This is a genomic window from Burkholderia sp. Bp9142, from assembly GCF_003853415.1.
Taxonomy (GTDB): Bacteria; Pseudomonadota; Gammaproteobacteria; order Burkholderiales; family Burkholderiaceae; genus Burkholderia.
Map to the genome: position 1 here is coordinate 184,461 of NZ_QTPP01000001.1, position 17,361 is coordinate 201,821.

Below are 17,361 nucleotides of genomic sequence, written 5' to 3' on the forward strand. Positions count from 1 at the left end.
AACAGCTCCTTGTGCCGCCCGTGCCGCACATTCGATTCAAACGTTGCATGACGCTATTGAAGCGACAAGAAAATCTCTCCTCAAGCGCACAAGTATTTCGAAAAATAATCGGAAATTCTTGCCGCGAAATTCTTGAATTAAATCGGCACGTTTTCCCGAAACGAGCGCGAATCGGGATTTTTTCGAAGACTTTACGGTTCCCGCCAGCCCCTTGCAGGACGGGACGTCAGCCCGATTGCCCGAATTATTTTTTATTTTTTTGTTTGCATCCGATGCTATCGCGGAAAATTTTCCCGGATACGTGCGCGACGAAGTGCGCGACGAATATCGTGCAAGGCGTCCGGTTTTATTGTCGATTTACTTCATGCTACAAACAGGCACTGACTTCAATCGAGGAGAGTGTCATCATGAATGCTCCGGCCGTGGCAGCCGATACGCGCCCTTCTTCTTCCGCCGCAACCGACGCCAGTGTGCGCGTCGCGGTGCAGCCGGTGATCCTTGCCGGCGGTTCGGGCACGCGTTTGTGGCCGATGTCGCGCGAACACTATCCGAAGCAGCTGATCGGCCTGCTCGGCGATCATTCGCTGCTGCAATCCACCGCGTTGCGGCTCGACGGCCTCACGACCGGTCATCCGCTGAACGACGACGTGCTGATCGTGTGCGGCGAGGATCACCGCTTCACGACCGCCGAACAACTGCGCCTGACCGGCAAGCGTGCATCGATCATGCTCGAGCCGCTCGGCCGCGACACCGCGCCCGCGCTGACGCTCGCCGCGCTGCGGATCGTCGCCCGCGGCGGCGACGCCGTGATGACCGTGATGCCGGCCGACCACGCGGTGGCCGACCAGCCGCGCTTTCATGCGGCGGTCGCGGCCGGCGTGCACTGCGCGGCCCAGGGCAAGATCGCGACGATGGGCATCGTGCCGGGCCGCGCCGAAACGGGCTACGGCTACATCCGCGTCGGCGCGCCGCTCGGCGACGCCGCCACCGGCAGCCTCGACGTGCGCCGCCTCGACCGCTTCGTCGAGAAGCCGCATCTCGAGCTCGCGCAGCAGTACGTCGCGTCCGGCGAATACTGGTGGAACAGCGGGATCTTCATCGTGCGCGCGTCGGTGTGGCTGAACGCGATCCGCCAGCTCGAACCCGAAATCTACACGGCCTGCGAGCAGGCCGTCGCACGCGGCAAGGAAGACGGCGACTTCTTCCGCGTCGATCGCGACGCGTTCGCCGCGTCGCCGTCGAACTCGATCGACTACGCGGTGATGGAGCCGCTCGCGAACCTGTCGCAGCTGTGCGAAAGCGTCGTCGTGCCGCTCGATGCGGGCTGGTCGGACGTCGGCTCGTGGGACGCGATCTGGCAGATCCTGCCGAAGGACGATGCCGATAACGTCGGCCGCGGCCGCGTGCTGTTCGAGAACGCCGAATCGACCTTCGCGCATTCGGAAAGCCGGCTCGTCGCGTGCGTCGGCACGCAGAATCTCGTCGTCGTCGAAACGCCCGACGCCGTGCTCGTCGCCGACAAGTCCTGCGTGCAGGACGTGAAGAAGATCGTGGGACGCATCAAGGCCGAGCGCGGTGCGGAGGCGACCGATCACCGCAAGGTCCACCGCCCGTGGGGTCATTACGATTCGGTCGACATGGGCGAGCGCTTCCAGGTGAAGCGCATCGTCGTGAAGCCGGGCGCGCGACTGTCGCTGCAGATGCACCACCACCGCGCCGAACACTGGATCGTCGTGCGCGGCACCGCGCGCATCACGCGCGGCGACGAAACCTTCCTGCTGTCCGAAAACGAATCGACGTACATCCCGCTCGGCGTGTCGCACCGTCTCGAGAACCCGGGCAAGATGCCGCTCGAGCTGATCGAAGTGCAATCGGGCGCGTATCTCGGCGAGGACGACATCGTCCGCTTCGACGACACCTACGGACGCCAGTGACGCAGCGCATGCCGGGCGCGCCGTCTCGACGGCGCGCCCGGCATCACGGGCATGGGGGAGACAAGGAATAACGCGCGGGCGCCGTGACACACGACGACCCGCGCGTTTTCGTTCAGATGACGATCAACCTACGCGGTACGCATACTCGCGGCGATCCGACTGCACCGGGTCGTTGCGGCCCTCGGACAGCGCACCCGCGCGACGCTCGGCGATGAAGCGCTTGATGTCCGACTCGGCACGCGCCAGCGCGGACAGGCCGGCCAGCACTTCGCTTTGCGGCGCACGCACCGGCTCGTCGCTCGCACCATGACGATCGATCCACTGGCGCGCCCAGTCGAGCGCGTACTGCTCCGCTTCTTCCGCGTCGGTGAAGCGCGGGCCGATCAGGCCCGAGCGCTCGACGCGCCGGTCGTCCTGCATGATCTCGGCCCACGCGCGGTACATCAGGTTCTGCACCGGCTGTGCGCTGCCGTAGACCGTGTAGCCGCGATACTCGTCGACTTGCGGTTCGGCCGCGGCGAAGCTCGCGGCGGACGGACGCCCGTGGCGCAGCCCCGCGGGCTGCGCGCCGGGTACCGCGAACGACGAACCGGACGACGCGTCCGCGCCGGCGTTCGACATCGCGGTCAGCGTCGCGCCCTCGCCCTCCCAAACGTTTGCCTGCGCGACCGGCAGTTGCCACGACTCGGGGTTCTGCCAGAACACGCCGCGCAGACGATCGTTGTCGGGCACGGGCTCCGCACGGCATGCCGGCGCGACCGGCACCGGCGGCGGCGGAACATACGCGAACGTGCGCCCGCTGAACTGGGTCAGCACGTCGATCATCTGCAGCAGCGTGCCGTTCGCGAGCCACTCTTCGTAGCGGCGGCGGCACGTCGGCCCGGACGGATAGCGCCCGGGCAGTTTGGACCACGCTTCACCGGTCGTCAGGATCCAGAGAACCGCGTTGGCGACGACGCGCGGTTCGGCGCGCGGACGGCCTCGACGGTTCAGCCGGATGGGTTCATCCGCGATCAGCGTTGAAAGACGAAACCACTCTTCATCGTTAAGCTCATCGAAGAACATAGTTGATTTCTCCACGCAGCCAGGCCGGGGCTGCGATTGTCGGCGCCGTCGTCACGCATCGCGTCACGGGGCGCCCCGGTTGCACATTATGGTTATCCGATTGTTGTGCATGCCGGCGCGGCACCGCACTTTCGCGGTGCCGCCATTCCCGGCAATGGCGCACAAATCACGGTCTCACTCCAATGTGGGAATTTTTGTGCACGAAGCATACCATCCTCAGGGTTTATCTCAATATGACAATGACTTAATGTTACGCACTGAAACAACCTGCCATGGATGCGTGATCTATTTACGCTTGAATTTTTTTACGCGATCGTTATGCGCGACGCCGGGAAGCCCCGTCTGGCGGGGCTCTGCGGGGTGCGACCGCGCCCCGGCCGGCGGGCCTCCCGATGTGTTCCGACCCTTGACGGCAACAATTGCGGGAATTGCCGCCTAAAATCGGTAAATCAGGGAAAATTTCGTAACAAGATATTCACGGATCGGTAAATCATTCAAATTCCAATGGACTGAATTTTCTCCGTGCACAATCTTTTTATTGTTTCTCTGCGAACGATGAAAGCGATCTGACGTGCAATGCACATTGTTTCCCGGCATGCAAGCGCAGCCCGTCTGTTACATCCTCGGGAAACGGTCGGCCGGATGAGCGTGATTCGGGTTGGAACGACGTGCCGAACAGGCGATGCGCACGGCCACGCGCGGCCGTGCGTCAGCGCAGATCGCCGGCCAGCGACGCGGCCACGTCCGCGTCCACGCGTTGCGGCGGCACCGTATAGGCCGGATGGTCGCAGCCGATCGACAGCGTCGCGCCGTCCTTGAGCGCCGTGCGCATCGCCCCGCTCAATTCGAAGCGCACGAAATGCACGGCCGAGGTCTTCTCCGCGTTGTCGCGATCGAGATCCTCGTCGGCGATCGCATACAAGTCAGGATGCCCGTCGACCTGCAGGTACACACGATCCTCGACGCCGATCAGTCGCGCGAGTGCCGCCCGCCGTTCGGCCTCGTGCTCGTATTCGATCTGCAGCGTCGCCTTCAGATTCGAGCCGTCGGGCACGAGCGGCAGATAGGCTTCCAGTTCGCCTTCGATGCCCGCCTCGTCGAAGATCTTCTCGATGTGCAGCATCTCCTGGATCTGGTAGCGGATCGTGGTCTCGTCCTCGAACAGGAGGCGCAGATGGTTGCCGAGCGCCACCGCGCGGCGGCGCTTGTACGCGACGAGCCGCGCGTGTTCGGTCCTGCGGATCTTCGCGTACGCTTCGAGCGTCAGCAGCGAGTCGCGGGTCAGCGTCATGGGATGTCCTCGGATGTCGTCGGTGTGTTCGCCGGGCGGCCGTCTCAGATGCCGTACGCACGGCGCAGCAGCGTCAGCGGATGCGCGAGCGGTGCGGAGGGCAGCCCCTTGTCGTCGATGCCCTGCACGATGTGATGGCCGGCGAGCGCGCAGTCCGACGACACGAAATCGGGCTTCGGCTCGGCCATCGCCTTGAACACGGGCGCGCCGATCCGCATCGCGTCCGCATGGAACGCCTTCTTCACGCCGAACGTGCCCGCGTGCCCCGAACAGCGCTCGACGACGTTGACGCGCGTATCGGGCACGAGCGACAGCGCGTCGGCCGTCTTGCGGCCGATGTTCTGCACGCGCGCATGGCACGGCACGTGATACGACACGGTGCCGAGGCCCTGCTTGAAATCGGTCTTCAGCAAACCGTCGCGATGCCGCGCGATCACGTATTCGAACGGATCCCAGAATGCGTCGGCCACCGCGCGCACGGCTTCGTCGCCGGGGAACATCAGCGGCAGTTCGCTCTTGTACATCAGCACGCAGCTCGGGATCGCGCCGATCAGCGCATAGCCTTCGCGCGCATAGCGCTCCAGCACCGGCACGTTCACGGCCTTCTTCGCGGCGACGCCCGCGAGATTGCCCTGCTCGAGCAGCGGCATCCCGCAGCAGGCTTCGCGCGTGACGAGCTCGTACGGGATCTCGTTGTGCGCGAGGATCGCGAGCAGGTCGTGGCCGATGCCCGGCTCGTTGAAGTTCACGTAGCACGTCGCGTAGATCGCGACCTTGCCGGGCGTGCGTTCGCCGTCGCGTACCGGCGGGCCGTCCGAGCGTTTCGCTGCGCGCCGGAACTTGCGCGGCGCAAACTCCGGCAGCCATGCGTTGCGATCGACGCCGAGCGCCGCCTCGAGCGCGTGGCGCGCGGGCGGCGTGCGGTTCACCGCGTTCACCGTCTGCGTGACGATCGGGATGCCCGCGAAATGGCCGAGCGCGTCGGTGTTCGACAGCACCTTGTCGCGCAGCGGCGCTTCGCCGCGCTGGTAGCGCGCGGCCTTCGCACGCAGCATCAGGTGCGGGAAATCGACGTTCCATGCGTGCGGCGGCACGTACGGGCACTTCGTCATGTAGCAGAGGTCGCACAGGTAGCACTGGTCGACGACCTTGCCGAATGCCTCCTTCGGCACCTCCTCGATATCGCCCGTCGGCGTTTCGTCGACGAGATCGAACAGCCTCGGAAACGCGCCGCACAGCGATACGCAGCGGCGGCACCCGGCGCAGATGTCGAACACGCGCGTCATTTCCGCATCGATCGCGGCCTGGTCGTAGAACGCTTCGGACTGCCAGTCGAGCGGATGCCGGGTCGGGGCTTCGAGACTGCCTTCCTTGTGGGGCATGGGGCGCTCCAGCGTGGCGCGCATGCGCGCGGGCGCGCCGCCCGCACGATGCGGGCAGCGATCAACAGACGGCCGGCCGCGGGCAATGCCCGGCCGGCCGTGCGGCCTTGCGGCGCCCGCGTCAGTCGACGAGTGCGTCCAGCGCCTTCGTATAGCGGTTCGCGTGGCTGCGTTCGGCCTTCGCGAGCGTCTCGAACCAGTTCGCGATTTCGTCGAAACCTTCGTCGCGTGCCGTCTTCGCCATGCCCGGATACATGTCGGTGTATTCGTGCGTCTCGCCGGCGATCGCCGATTCGAGGTTCAGCCGCGACGGGCCGAACGGCAAACCCGTCGCCGGATCGCCGACTGCTTCGAGGTATTCGAGGTGGCCGTGCGCATGGCCGGTTTCGCCTTCGGCGGTCGAGCGGAACAGCGCGGCGACGTCGTTCTGGCCTTCGACGTCCGCCTTCGAAGCGAAATACAGATAGCGCCGGTTCGCTTGCGATTCGCCCGCGAACGCGGCCTTCAGGTTCTCTTCGGTCTTGCTGCCCTTGAGTTGAGCCATTTGCGCCTCCGTACGAGTCGGCGCGACCGCGTGCGAAGCCGGCCGATGATGTATGTGGGGAACGATGCGTACGCCAGACGTGCACGCGTCGTGCTTTTCAATCTAGGCGCTGGCGTTCGCATCCCCCAATAGGCTTTTTCAATCCGGGCGATAGCGGCGGACGGGAACGGGGAACGGTTGACGGGTCGGAATGGGTCGCCGGCGGGTTCGGCGGTCGGCGGTCGGCGGTCGGCGGTCGGCGGTCGGCGGTCGGCGGTCGGCGGTCGGCGGTCGGCGCGACGCCCGGTGCATGCGCACCGGCGTCGCTTGTTACACGTCACGCGTCTGTCGCGCGCTTCAGCAGCAATTCCCTTTCGCGCTCGTTGCGGGTCAACTCCGCCGCGCGGCGGAATTCGGCCTTCGCCTCGTCGGCGCGGCCGAGCTTCGCGAGCAGGTCGCCGCGCACGCTCGGCAACCAGTGATAGCGCGCGAGCGCCGGATCGTCGCGCAGCACGTCGACGATCTCCAGCGCCGCGGCAGGCCCGAACGCCATCCCCACCGCCACCGCGCGGTTCAGCTCGACGACCGGCGACGGCGCGACTTCGGCGAGCGCGTCGTACAGCGCGACGATCTGCGCCCAGTCCGTTTCCGCCGCCTGCCGCGCGCGTGCATGGCACGCCGCCAGCGCGGCCTGCAGCGCATACGGGCCGCGCACGCCGCCAAGCTGCGTTGCCCGATCGAGCGCCGCGAGACCGCGCCGGATCAGCAGCGGATCCCAGCGGCTGCGGTCCTGGTCGAGCAGCAGCACGGGGCGCCCCTGCGCATCGGTCCGCGCATGCATGCGCGACGCCTGCAGTTCCATCAGCGCGACGAGCCCGAGCACTTCGCTTTCGTCCGGCACGAGCCCGGCCAGCACGCGGCCGAGACGCAGCGCCTCGTCGCACAACGCCGGGCGCGTCCAGTCGTCGCCGGCGGTTGCCGCATGGCCTTCGTTGAACACCAGGTAGATCACCTCGAGCACCGACGCGAGCCGCGCGGGCCGCGCGCCGGCGGACGGCACCTCGAACGGCACGCGCGCCGCCGCAAGCGTGCGCTTCGCGCGCACGATGCGCTGCGCGATCGTCGGCTCGGGCGACAGGAACGCACGCGCGATCTCGCTCGTGGTCAGCCCGCCGAGCAGCCGCAACGTCAGCGCGACGCGCGCATCGGTCGACAGCACCGGATGGCACGACGTGAAGATCAGCCGCAGCAGGTCGTCGCCGATATCGTCGTCGCGCGCATCGGCGAGCACCTCCGCGATGTCGGGAACGACGTGCGCCTCGAGCGCGTCCATTTCATGCCCGAGCTGGTCGCGCTTCGCCGCGTGCAGCGACTCCTGCCTGACCCGGTCGAGCGCGCGCCGCTTCACGGCCGTCATCAGCCACGCAGCCGGGTTGTCGGGCACGCCGTCGACGGGCCAGTGCTCGAGCGCCGCGACGAGCGTGTCCTGCGCGAGTTCCTCGGCCACGCCGACGTCGCGCACCACGCGCGCGGCGCGGGCAATGATCTTCGGCGCCTCGATTCGCCAGACCGCTTCGATCGCACGGTGAGTCGCCTCACGCGTCACGACGCGTGCCCCTGCGCGGACGCGTCCTGCGCCACGTACATCAGCTCCCATGCGTGGCCGTCCGGATCGGCGAAGCTGTGGCCGTACATGCCCGGGTATTCCATCGGCGGACGCGGCGTGGTGCCGCCGGCCGCACGCGCCTTCGCGACGACTTCGTCGACTTCGGCAGGGCTTTCGCACGACAGGCACGACAACACCTGCACGTGCGTCGCCGGATCGACGATCGTCTTGTCGGTGAAGGTCTGGAAGAACGGCCGCACGAGCAGCATCGCGAAGATCGTGTCGCTGATCTTCAGGCAGGCGGCCTGATCGTTGGTATAGGCCGGCACGACCTCGAAGCCGAGCGCCTGGTAGAACGTCTTCGCGCGCGGCAGGTCGGCTACGGGCAGGTTGATGAAAACCATCTTGTGCATGACGGGTGCTCCCGGTGGGGTTGGATTCAGGCGGGCATTCAGGCGGCGTTGTTGCGCCCGACGTGGAGTTCGCGGAACCGTTCGACCGCGTCGCTGGGCGTGAGGTCGTCGAGCTCGAACAGCGGGCGCACCTCGATCTCGCAGTCCATCTCCGCGCCGAACGGCGCGGGGAACCGGCGCGTCCATTCGAGCGCCTCGTCGCGCGAGCGCACCTGGATCAGCGTATAGCCGGCGATCAGTTCCTTCGTCTCCGCGAACGGGCCGTCGACCACCGTGCCCTTGCCGCCGGTGTACCGCACGCGCCAGCCGCGCGCGCTCGGCCGCAGGCCGTTCGCATCGAGCAGCACGCCGGCCCTGGCCAGCTCCTCGTGATAGACCGTCATCGCCTCGACCAGCCGGTTGTCGGGCAAAGCGTCGGATTCGCTGACGGCATTCGCCCGGATCATGATCATGAATCGCATCGTTCACTCCTTGTCGTCGGTGGAAAGGGGCGCCCGTTCATCCGCGCCTTATCCGGACGACGGGCGGCAGGCTGCCGGATCGACGTGCCGCGCGATGAATCAGGGTAAATACCAGGGTGCCGCCGTCACTGGAAGCACGGGCCGACCGCCCGCACTTCGACCGTGCACCATTGCGCAGCCGGGCACTGGCGCGCGATCTCGATCGCTTCGTCGCGCGTGGCGACGTCGACGATGAAGAAGCCGCCGACCATTTCCTTCGCCTCGGCGAACGGGCCGTCGACGAGGCGCGTCTCCCCGTCGCGCACCTGCACGCGCGTCGCGCGTTCCGAGCGCTCCAGCGACTCGACGCCGCGCAGCACGCCGCGCGCCTTCAGCGTCTCGGCGAAATCGACCATCCGTGCATAAAGCGCCTGCCCGTCTTCGAGCGTGCGTTCGGCGCGCTGGCCGGTCGGTTCGACAATCAACAGCATGTAGGACATGGAGATCTCCTGTAGGGGCCGTGCACGCAAGCATTCGAATCGCGGGCCGGAATGACACGTCAGGTGCGAAGCGTAACAGCCCCGGCCGGCCCTGCCGTCATCGTTGGCCATTCGGCACTGGCCTGATGGCCATTTTGGTCGCCGCACGCGATTTTGCCGTCAAGATGCTTTCCCGAACCTTCGAATTTTCTTCCTGTGGACCGCGCCATGTCACGCCTGCTGCCGCCGCTCGCGCTTGCCGCCTCGCTCGCCCTTTCCGCCGCGCCCGCCGCCGCCGCGCTGCCGGTCAGCGCGGGCTGCGGCGGCGCCGCCACGCCGATCGCCGACATCCGGCACCGCGGCGGCCGGTCGCCGCTGGCCGGGCACACCACGTCGATCGAAGCAGTCGTCACCGCATCATTCGGCGGCACCGACGGCTTCGGCGGTTTCTTCGTCCAGCAGGCGGACGCGCAGCGACGGCACCGGCCGGGCGTCCCGGAAGGCCTGTTCGTCCATGCGCCGAATGCGCGCGCCCGCCCGGGCGAGCGCGTGCACATCACCGGCAGGATCGAGCAGAAGTACGGCCGGACGCAGCTCGCGCTGTCGGGCCGCGTGGCCGTCTGCGCGCGCGGACAGACCGTCACGCCGGCAGCGCTGATGCTGCCGGTCGACAGCGAGTCCGTATTCGCCGCGCATGAAGGCATGCGGGTGCGCTTTCCACAAACGCTGACGGTCAGCGATACCTACGCGCTCGGCCGCTACGGCAGCATCGTGCTCAGCCATGGCCGCCTGTACATGCCGACTCACGTGGTGCCGCCGGCCGAAGCCGCCGCGCAGGCGGCGGCCAATGCCCGCAACCGCATCGTGCTCGACGACGGTTCGCCCCGCGTGAACCCCGCAACCGCCCGCTATCCGCCGCCTGCGCTGAGCGCCGCCAACACGCTGCGTGCGGGCTACACGGTGCGCGGCATCGAAGGCGTGCTCGAAAAGCGCTACGGCACGTGGCGACTGCAGCCCGTACCGTCCGCGGTGCCGGTCTTCGACGCGGCGTCGAATCCGCGAACCGATGCGCCGGCACGGCATCCGCAAGCCGACGTGCGGGTCGCGTCGTTCAACGTATTCAACTACTTCAACGGCGACGGCACGGGCAGCGGCTTCGACGATCCAGCCAACCGCGGCGCGAAGACACCCGCCGCCTTCGCGCGGCAGGAAGCGAAGATCGTGGCCGCGCTGCGTGCGTTGCGCGCCGACGTGATCGGCCTGATGGAAATCGCGAACAACGGCCACGGCCCCGCGAGCGCCGTGCAGCGGCTCGCGGCCCGGCTCGGCGGCGGCTGGCGCGTGGTCGACCCCGGCACCGCACGGCTCGGCCGCGATGCGATCGCGGTCGCGCTGCTGTATGACAGCCGGACGATCGAGCCCGTCGGGCGTGCCGCGACCGTCGTGCTCGGCGGCCGGAATCGCCCGCCGCTCGCGCAGACGTTCCGTCGCATGGGCGGCACCCGCGCGTTCACGGTCGCGGTCAACCACCTGAAGTCGAAGAACTGTCCGCACGCCACCGGCCCGGATCTCGACCAGTCGGACGGCCAGGGCTGCTGGAATGCGACGCGCACGCGGGCGGCCGAACGCGTCGCGGCCTGGCTCGCCACGTCGCCGACCGGTGCCGCAGCCGACGGCGTGCTGCTGATCGGCGACCTGAACAGCTACGCGAAGGAAGACCCGCTGCGCACGCTCGAATCGCGCGGCTACACCAACCTCGTCGCCCGCTTCGTCGGCAATGCCGGCTACAGCTACGTATTTCGCGGCGAAGCAGGCAACCTCGACCACGCACTCGCCACGTCGCCGCTCGCCGCCCGTGTGAAGGCCGTGCATGCCTGGCACATCAACGCCGATGAGCCGATTGCACTGCAATCCGTGCCCGATTACAAAACCCCGGCGCAACAGGCTGCCTATTACGCACCCGATGCATACCGTTCGTCGGATCATGATCCCGTCGTCATCGACCTTGCGCTGGAGGAAGGCGCCACCTGACCGGCCGCGGGCACAAACCCTGCTCGATGAAGAAATGGCGATGAGTGCAATTGCATCAACACGACGCGTGCAACGGCACTAATTACCTGACACGCCGGGCGGTGCCATATTTACCGGGCTTTCACGTCGTGCAGTGGCCTCGCCTCGCTCGATCGCGAAATTTTTTCAACCGTCGCCCCGCCCCATCGCGCGGGGCTTCCCGGGAAACTTGCCGACGAATTGAAAATTTGTCTCGAAACTCAATTGGCTGATGTGAATCACACTGGTTGCTGGGATTCGTCTTATCTTCAAATGGGTCTGCAAATCAAATCGAAGGAGGATAAACACCATGGCGCTCACCGACTCGATCGAACACAAGCTGGACCGCGGCCTGTCCGACATCCGTCGCACCGGCCGGCGCGTGGGCCGCACGGCGCGCTCGGCCGCCCGCGATCTGCACGCGGACGTGACCGACGATCTGCGCGGGCTGGTCGATGAACTGGAAGACCTGCTGAAGAGCGACGGCGACGGCGATATCGCCGCGCTGCGCAAGCGCGTGCAGTCACGGCTCGATGAAGCGCGCAGCGCACTCGACTACGCGTCGGGCAGCGCGGCCGCCCGGCTGCGCGATTCGGCCGAGCGCGTGTCGCAAGCCGTGCACGACAACCCGTGGCAGACAGCGGGCGTCGTTGCGGGTCTGGCATTCGTCGCAGGCCTGCTGCTCGCCCGCCGTTGAACAGGGCCGGCCGCCCCGCTGCCCGCCCCGCCCGTCCTCAACCCGACAAGGAGCATCGCCATGCAGAAATCCCTCGGCATGAAAGCCGCCGCCGCCGTCATGCTCGGCAGTCTCGCGCTCGCCGGTTGCACCACCACGCCTGACAAACCCGAGAGTGCATCAGCCAGCGCGTCGAAACGCGAGTCGATCGACGCGAGCGTGAACGCGACGCTGTCGCGCCTGTATTCGACGGTACCGGGCTCGCGTGAGCTCGTCGCGAAGTCGCGCGGCGTGCTGGTGTTTCCGAACGTGCTGCAGGCCGGCCTCATCGTCGGCGGCCAGTCCGGCAACGGCGCACTGCGCGTCGGCGGCAGCACCGTCGGCTACTACAACACGTCGTCGCTGTCGGTCGGCCTGCAGGCCGGCGCGCAATCGAAGGCGATCGTGTTCCTGTTCATGACGCAGGATGCGCTCGACTCGTTCCGCAAGTCCGAAGGCTGGTCGGCCGGCGCCGACGCTTCCGTCGCGGTCGTGAAGGTCGGCGCGAACGGCGTGGTCGACTCCAACACGGCCACCGCACCGGTCGAGGTGCTGGTGCTGACCAACGCGGGCCTGATGGGCGACCTGTCGGTGAACGGCACCAAGGTCACCCGGCTCCACATCTGACGCTCCGGCGCGGCGCCGCCGCGTCCGCTTCCCCCGCAACGCCGCGGCCCGGCCGCGGCGTTTTCGCGTGCGCCGCGCGCAGCGGCTATGATGGCGACACCTTTGCGGGCATACTGCCGATCGGGCCGCCCTGCCGCGCGCTGCGCCGCGAACCCTTGACGTTCGCGAGCCGATCGCGCCCGAGGCAACGAGATTCAATCAAACCAGGCATCAATCTGCGCGAACCATCCATGGATAGCGGACACGATCACCAAAAATTCTTTTACTTCCTGCTGTTCGCGGTCACCGTCGGACTGTGCTGGATACTCGCGCCGTTCTCCGGCGCCGTCTTCTGGGGCACCATTCTCGCGATCCTGTTCCAGCCGGTGCAGCGCTGGCTCGCCGCGCGCTTCGGCAAGCGGCGCAATCTCGCCGCGCTCGTGACGATGTCGCTGATCGTCCTGATCGTGATCCTGCCGCTCGTGTTCGTCGCGGCGACGCTGGTGCAGGAAATCGCGTATGTGTACCAGGAACTGAAGAGCGCGCAGCCGAATTATTCGCAGTACTTCCATGACATCATTCATGCGCTGCCGACGTCGATCCAGAACCTGCTGCAGAAATACGGGTTGACCAACATCCCCGGCATCCAGAAGAAGCTGACCGACGGCGCCGCGCAGATCAGCCAGTTCGCGGCGGCGCAGGCCCTCAACATCGGCCAGAACACGTTCCAGTTCATCGTCAGCTTCGGCGTGATGCTGTACATGGTGTTCTTCCTGCTGCGCGACGGCGGCGAAATCGGCCGCCGCGTGCGCCGTGCGATACCGCTCGACGAAGAGCACAAGAACCTGCTGCTCGCGAAGTTCACGACGGTCGTGCGCGCCACCGTGAAAGGCAACATCGCGGTCGCGCTCGTGCAGGGCGCGCTCGGCGGCCTGATCTTCTGGATCCTCGGGATCGAGGGCGTCGTGCTGTGGGGCGCGCTGATGGCGTTCCTGTCGCTGCTGCCGGCGATCGGCGCGAGCCTCGTATGGGTGCCCGCCGCGCTCTACTTCCTCGCGACCGGCGCGATCTGGAAATGCGTGATCCTCGTCGCGTTCTGCGTCGGCGTGATCGGCCTCGTCGACAACCTGCTGCGCCCGATCCTCGTCGGCAAGGACACGAAGATGCCCGACTGGGTCGTGCTGATCTCGACGCTTGGCGGGATGGCGCTGTTCGGGATCAACGGCTTCGTGATCGGGCCGCTCGTCGCCGCACTGTTCATGGCGAGCTGGGACATCTACGCGCGCGCCGAACAAGGGGAATGACGCAGCGCGTCACGGATGACGGACCTTGATCACGACGGGCGCCACGGCGCCCGTTTTCATGTCCGGCCCTGCTATCGTCATCACGCCGCCATACGGCCCGATGCGATGCGCGCGGCCCGATACGAGCGGCACGCTGCGATCGTCGCGTGCATCGCGCCACGTTGCGCGAACGTCCGCTCCCGCGGACTGCGCAAGCGGCCGGCCGTCCAGCCCCACGAGCGCCACCTGCGCGCCCGGCAAGCGCCGGCCGTGCGCATCGAACCGTAGCGTCGCTGCCGTCGCGCTGTCTGCCGCGTCGATCGACGGCGCCTCGAACGTCACGTCGTACAGATCGACGAGCGCACCGGTGAATCGCACGATGCCGTCCGCGTTCGCGTGCCCGGCCGCGCCGGCGCCCGACATCGCGCACGCGATGCCGATCCCCGTCGCGACGATCCGCAGCCTGTCGCACACGCGCCGCATCGTGCGATCGCGCACCATCGCCGATGCTGCCTGCGTTGCCTTCGTTCGCATGTTCCGCCTCCCTTCTCGCCGCGCAAACAAAAACGGCGGCGTGACGCGCATGTCACGCCGCCGTTTGCCTGCAGTTACTTTAAGGAGAGCAACCGGAACAATATATGGGACAAGTCCTAAATCGATGTCCGCCTCTTCGAACTCAACGCGTGCGCGCGCTGCCGCTCACGCGTCGGGATCGACACGCAGCACGAGCTTGCCGCGATGATCGCCGTCGAACAGGCGATTGAGCACGTCGGGGGCGTTTTCGAGCCCGTCGGCCACGGTTTCCTCGGCCTTGAGGTGGCCGTCGCGCAGCCATCCGGCGAGCGTCTGCACCGCTTCGCGGCTCTTGCGGTAGTCGAGGATCAGGAAGCCGCGCATCGTGATCCGCTTCGAGATCAGCACGCCGACATCGTCCGCCGCGCGGCCGCTGTTGTAGTTCGAGATCACGCCGCACAGCGCGACGCGCCCGCCGATCACCATCCGCGACAGCACCGCGCGCATCACCTCGCCGCCGACGTTCTCGAAGTTCACGTGCACGCCGTCCGGCGTCGCCGCCTTCAGCTGCTGACGGAAATCGTCGGCCTTGTAGTCGACGGCCGCGTCGAAGCCGAGCGTCTCGGTCAGGTAGCGGCATTTGTCCGCGCCGCCCGCGATGCCCACCACCCGCGCGCCGTGGATCTTGCCGATCTGGCCGGCGATCGAGCCCACCGACCCGGCCGCCGCCGACACGACGAGCGTCTCGCCCGGCTGCACCGGCGCGATGTCGGTCAGCCCGTAGTACGCGGTCAGCCCGCTCATCCCGCACGCGCCGAGCAGCGTCGGCAGCGGCAGGCCCGACTGCGCGGGCAGCTTCACGAGCTGCGCGGCCTGGTCGGCGGCGACGACCGCATGGTCCTGCCAGCCGACGAGCCCCTGCACGAGATCGCCTTGCGCGAAACCCGCATGGCGCGACGCGACCACGCGCCCGATGCCGAGCGCGCGCATCACCTCGCCGATCGCGACGGGCGGCAGGTATTGCGGCACGTCGCTCATCCACACGCGGTTGGTCGGATCCATCGACAGATACAGCACGCGCACGAGCACTTCGCCGTCGGCGAGCGCCGGCACCGGCGTTTCGACGAGCGAAAAGTGTTCGCGGCCGACCCGTCCTTCGGGGCGCGTCTTCAGCAACAGTTGGCGGTTCACGAGTGACGACACGATGTTCTCCTCCAGGTGTTGTTTTCGATGCGCGTCAGACCGCGCGCATGCCGCCGTCGATCACGAGTTCGGCGGCCGTCACGAAGCGGCTTTCGTCGGACGCCAGATAGACGGCCGCATGCGCGACGTCGTCCGGCTCGCCGAGCCGGCGCAGCGGAATGCCGCGCGCGAGCTTGCGCGTCGCATCGCGTTCGCCGAGCGACTGGAACAACGGCTCGACGATCCCCGTGCGAATGAACGCCGGGTGAATCGAGTTGCAGCGCACGTCGAGCTCGCGGCGCGCGCAATCGATCGCGACCGACTTCGTCAGCGACGCGACCGCGGCCTTCGACGCGTTGTACGCGGTGAAATCCGGCTCGACCTTGAACGCGGCCACCGACGAGATGTTGATGATCGACGCCGGACGGCTCGCGCCGAGGTACGGCAGCGCATGCTTGCAGCCGAGCACGATGCTCTCGACGTTGATCGCCATCACGCGCCGCCACTCGTCGATCTCGATCTGCGCGGGCGCGCCGATCGACCCGACGCCCGCGTTGTTGACGAGCACCGACAAGCCGCCCATCGCTTCGTTCGCCTGCGCGAGCAGCGCCTGCCAGCGCGCCTCGTCGCGCACGTCCTGCGTGGCCGCGAACGCGACCGGCGCCGCGTGCCCCGCATTGAGTTCGTGCGCGAAGGTGTCGAGCACCGCCGCGTCGGCGATGTCGGTCAGGAACACGCGCGCGCCTTGCTCGACCATCCGGCGCGCGATCGCGCGGCCGAGGCCGCCGGCGGCGCCCGTGATGTACGCGCACTTGCCTGCGAGGCGCGAGGAAATGACTGTCATGGGACCTGCTCCTGTCGTGAATCGTCGTGGCGGACCGGTGCCGCGACGACGGTTGCCGTGCGCCGGCCGACGGCCGCGCGGTTTGCGCGAGTATAGCGAGCCGGCCGCACCGTGCCGGACAAACCGGGTATGCGACCGCTGCCGCCCCCGATCGAACGAACGCCAGCGTACGCGATTGCCGCCAATCGATGAAATGAATATTCGTAATGCCTGGTCATAGGCGTGGCTCATGACCTTCGCGTCCGCGGCCGGCGGGATGGAACGATACGGCGCGGCCGATCACCGCGGATTTCGGTTCAATGAAGACCGCGCGCCGGCTTTTGCCAATGACAGGGAACGAATGGAACGAGGAATCCGGCACGGGCAGCCGCCGCGGCGGCGACCCATCCGGCACCCGGGCAGCGACGCGCCGGAATCGATAGCCGTCAGAACCCGTCGCCGGACGCGCGCATGAACGCGCAGAACTGCGGGGAATGCGTATCGATCATCTGCTGGAACGGTGCACGATGGCCGTACGCGATACCGGACACGAGGAGCAGGCAGACGGCCGCGATGCGCGGCGAGAACGAGCGCTTGTGCGCGTGGTCGTAGGCGCGCAGGAACATCAGCGCGACCAGCGCACCGAGCAGCCAGCCGACGACGACTTCGGGAATCGTGTGCGAATGGTCGAACACGCGCGCGACGGCCGTCACCGCGCCGACGGCGAGACCCGCCGCCACGCCCGGCGCCTTGCCCGGACGGAACGCCTGCCACAGCATCGACAGCGTGACGGTCCATACGGACGTCGACAGCATCGCATGACCGCTGATCACGCGGAAATCGAACTGCGGGATCTCGACACCGCAACCCGCATAGAGGATCTTGGTGGCCCCGACCAGGCTCATGCCGGCCGCGAGCAGCACGATCCAGCGCACCGCGAGCCGCCAGTTGGACAGCGCGAGCCAGACTGCGCAGGTCAGCGCAACCGGCAGGGTCAGCGCGGCGTCGCCGAGGTTGCTGATTTCACTCCACATAACGAACGTCGGACGGCTAGCGA

17 protein-coding genes are annotated in these 17,361 nt (G+C 67.4%); 5 read left to right on the plus strand and 12 right to left on the minus strand.

Annotated elements, in window-relative coordinates; all coding sequences use genetic code 11:
• Nucleotides 1-407: 407 nt before the first annotated feature.
• The gene (locus tag DIE22_RS00850; protein ID WP_124604103.1) at nucleotides 408-1,934 is read left to right on the plus strand and encodes a mannose-1-phosphate guanylyltransferase/mannose-6-phosphate isomerase; all 1,527 of its coding nucleotides are present in this window, start codon (nucleotides 408-410) and stop codon (nucleotides 1,932-1,934) included.
• 123 nt (nucleotides 1,935-2,057) lie between these two features.
• Here DIE22_RS00850 and DIE22_RS00855 read toward each other — a convergent pair whose 3' ends face one another.
• From DIE22_RS00855 to DIE22_RS00900, 8 genes are all read right to left on the minus strand, one after another.
• On the minus strand, nucleotides 2,058-2,999 hold the full coding sequence (locus tag DIE22_RS00855; protein ID WP_124604105.1) for a transposase: 942 nt from the start codon (nucleotides 2,997-2,999) through the stop codon (nucleotides 2,058-2,060).
• A gap of 709 nt (nucleotides 3,000-3,708) precedes the next feature.
• Nucleotides 3,709-4,290, minus strand: a complete 582-nt coding sequence (locus tag DIE22_RS00865) for a DUF3501 family protein (protein WP_124604107.1) — start codon at nucleotides 4,288-4,290, stop codon at nucleotides 3,709-3,711.
• Between the two features lie 44 nt (nucleotides 4,291-4,334).
• Complete coding sequence (locus DIE22_RS00870; protein WP_124495669.1) at nucleotides 4,335-5,672, minus strand: heterodisulfide reductase-related iron-sulfur binding cluster; 1,338 nt, start codon at nucleotides 5,670-5,672, stop codon at nucleotides 4,335-4,337.
• Nucleotides 5,673-5,793: 121 nt separating this feature from the next.
• Nucleotides 5,794-6,216, minus strand: coding sequence for a rubrerythrin family protein (locus DIE22_RS00875; RefSeq protein WP_124495671.1), 423 nt, complete (start codon nucleotides 6,214-6,216; stop codon nucleotides 5,794-5,796).
• A 316-nt stretch (nucleotides 6,217-6,532) separates the two neighbouring features.
• Nucleotides 6,533-7,801: an RNA polymerase sigma factor gene (locus DIE22_RS00885; RefSeq protein WP_124604109.1), complete on the minus strand. Its 1,269-nt coding sequence runs from the start codon at nucleotides 7,799-7,801 to the stop codon at nucleotides 6,533-6,535.
• On the minus strand, nucleotides 7,798-8,214 hold the full coding sequence (locus DIE22_RS00890; RefSeq protein ID WP_124495675.1) for a VOC family protein: 417 nt from the start codon (nucleotides 8,212-8,214) through the stop codon (nucleotides 7,798-7,800). Before DIE22_RS00890 ends, DIE22_RS00885 begins: the two co-directional genes overlap by 4 nt.
• Before the next feature lie 38 nt (nucleotides 8,215-8,252).
• A complete protein-coding gene (locus DIE22_RS00895; RefSeq protein ID WP_124495677.1) occupies nucleotides 8,253-8,675 on the minus strand; it encodes a YciI family protein in 423 nt (140 codons plus the stop codon).
• A gap of 125 nt (nucleotides 8,676-8,800) precedes the next feature.
• The gene (locus tag DIE22_RS00900) at nucleotides 8,801-9,154 is read right to left on the minus strand and encodes a YciI family protein (protein WP_124495679.1); all 354 of its coding nucleotides are present in this window, start codon (nucleotides 9,152-9,154) and stop codon (nucleotides 8,801-8,803) included.
• A gap of 207 nt (nucleotides 9,155-9,361) precedes the next feature.
• On the opposite strand from DIE22_RS00900, the gene DIE22_RS00905 reads away from it, so the two are divergent.
• The 4 genes from DIE22_RS00905 (at nucleotide 9,362) to DIE22_RS00920 (ending at nucleotide 13,807) form a co-directional block, all read left to right on the plus strand.
• Nucleotides 9,362-11,164 (plus strand): ExeM/NucH family extracellular endonuclease, encoded by a 1,803-nt coding sequence (locus DIE22_RS00905; RefSeq protein ID WP_124604111.1) that lies wholly within the window; start codon nucleotides 9,362-9,364, stop codon nucleotides 11,162-11,164.
• 328 nt (nucleotides 11,165-11,492) lie between these two features.
• A complete protein-coding gene (locus tag DIE22_RS00910) occupies nucleotides 11,493-11,879 on the plus strand; it encodes a YqjD family protein (protein ID WP_124495683.1) in 387 nt (128 codons plus the stop codon).
• 60 nt (nucleotides 11,880-11,939) lie between these two features.
• Nucleotides 11,940-12,524: a YSC84-related protein gene (locus DIE22_RS00915; protein WP_124495685.1), complete on the plus strand. Its 585-nt coding sequence runs from the start codon at nucleotides 11,940-11,942 to the stop codon at nucleotides 12,522-12,524.
• Between the two features lie 230 nt (nucleotides 12,525-12,754).
• The gene (locus DIE22_RS00920; RefSeq protein ID WP_124495687.1) at nucleotides 12,755-13,807 is read left to right on the plus strand and encodes an AI-2E family transporter; all 1,053 of its coding nucleotides are present in this window, start codon (nucleotides 12,755-12,757) and stop codon (nucleotides 13,805-13,807) included.
• A 9-nt stretch (nucleotides 13,808-13,816) separates the two neighbouring features.
• Here DIE22_RS00920 and DIE22_RS00925 read toward each other — a convergent pair whose 3' ends face one another.
• The 4 genes from DIE22_RS00925 to DIE22_RS00945 form a co-directional block, all read right to left on the minus strand.
• Complete coding sequence (locus DIE22_RS00925; protein ID WP_124604113.1) at nucleotides 13,817-14,320, minus strand: thioesterase; 504 nt, start codon at nucleotides 14,318-14,320, stop codon at nucleotides 13,817-13,819.
• Nucleotides 14,321-14,485: 165 nt separating this feature from the next.
• The gene (locus tag DIE22_RS00930; RefSeq protein WP_124495691.1) at nucleotides 14,486-15,502 is read right to left on the minus strand and encodes an NADP-dependent oxidoreductase; all 1,017 of its coding nucleotides are present in this window, start codon (nucleotides 15,500-15,502) and stop codon (nucleotides 14,486-14,488) included.
• A gap of 34 nt (nucleotides 15,503-15,536) precedes the next feature.
• Nucleotides 15,537-16,325 carry an SDR family oxidoreductase gene (locus tag DIE22_RS00935; protein ID WP_124604115.1) on the minus strand — a complete coding sequence of 263 codons (789 nt, stop codon included), beginning with the start codon at nucleotides 16,323-16,325 and terminating at the stop codon, nucleotides 15,537-15,539.
• Nucleotides 16,326-16,750: 425 nt separating this feature from the next.
• Nucleotides 16,751-17,338, minus strand: coding sequence for a phosphatase PAP2 family protein (locus DIE22_RS00945; RefSeq protein ID WP_124604119.1), 588 nt, complete (start codon nucleotides 17,336-17,338; stop codon nucleotides 16,751-16,753).
• Nucleotides 17,339-17,361: the final 23 nt, after the last annotated feature.

Coding starts and splice junctions, on each gene's coding strand:
- DIE22_RS00945 (WP_124604119.1), bottom strand. CDS start 17,338: ATGTGGAGTGAAATCAGCAACCTCGGCGACGCCGCGCTGACCCTGCCG.
- DIE22_RS00865 (WP_124604107.1), bottom strand. CDS start 4,290: ATGACGCTGACCCGCGACTCGCTGCTGACGCTCGAAGCGTACGCGAAG.
- DIE22_RS00910 (WP_124495683.1), top strand. CDS start 11,493: ATGGCGCTCACCGACTCGATCGAACACAAGCTGGACCGCGGCCTGTCC.
- DIE22_RS00895 (WP_124495677.1), bottom strand. CDS start 8,675: ATGCGATTCATGATCATGATCCGGGCGAATGCCGTCAGCGAATCCGAC.
- DIE22_RS00855 (WP_124604105.1), bottom strand. CDS start 2,999: ATGTTCTTCGATGAGCTTAACGATGAAGAGTGGTTTCGTCTTTCAACG.
- DIE22_RS00900 (WP_124495679.1), bottom strand. CDS start 9,154: ATGTCCTACATGCTGTTGATTGTCGAACCGACCGGCCAGCGCGCCGAA.
- DIE22_RS00935 (WP_124604115.1), bottom strand. CDS start 16,325: ATGACAGTCATTTCCTCGCGCCTCGCAGGCAAGTGCGCGTACATCACG.
- DIE22_RS00925 (WP_124604113.1), bottom strand. CDS start 14,320: ATGCGAACGAAGGCAACGCAGGCAGCATCGGCGATGGTGCGCGATCGC.
- DIE22_RS00850 (WP_124604103.1), top strand. CDS start 408: ATGAATGCTCCGGCCGTGGCAGCCGATACGCGCCCTTCTTCTTCCGCC.
- DIE22_RS00875 (WP_124495671.1), bottom strand. CDS start 6,216: ATGGCTCAACTCAAGGGCAGCAAGACCGAAGAGAACCTGAAGGCCGCG.
- DIE22_RS00915 (WP_124495685.1), top strand. CDS start 11,940: ATGCAGAAATCCCTCGGCATGAAAGCCGCCGCCGCCGTCATGCTCGGC.
- DIE22_RS00890 (WP_124495675.1), bottom strand. CDS start 8,214: ATGCACAAGATGGTTTTCATCAACCTGCCCGTAGCCGACCTGCCGCGC.
- DIE22_RS00920 (WP_124495687.1), top strand. CDS start 12,755: ATGGATAGCGGACACGATCACCAAAAATTCTTTTACTTCCTGCTGTTC.
- DIE22_RS00870 (WP_124495669.1), bottom strand. CDS start 5,672: ATGCCCCACAAGGAAGGCAGTCTCGAAGCCCCGACCCGGCATCCGCTC.
- DIE22_RS00905 (WP_124604111.1), top strand. CDS start 9,362: ATGTCACGCCTGCTGCCGCCGCTCGCGCTTGCCGCCTCGCTCGCCCTT.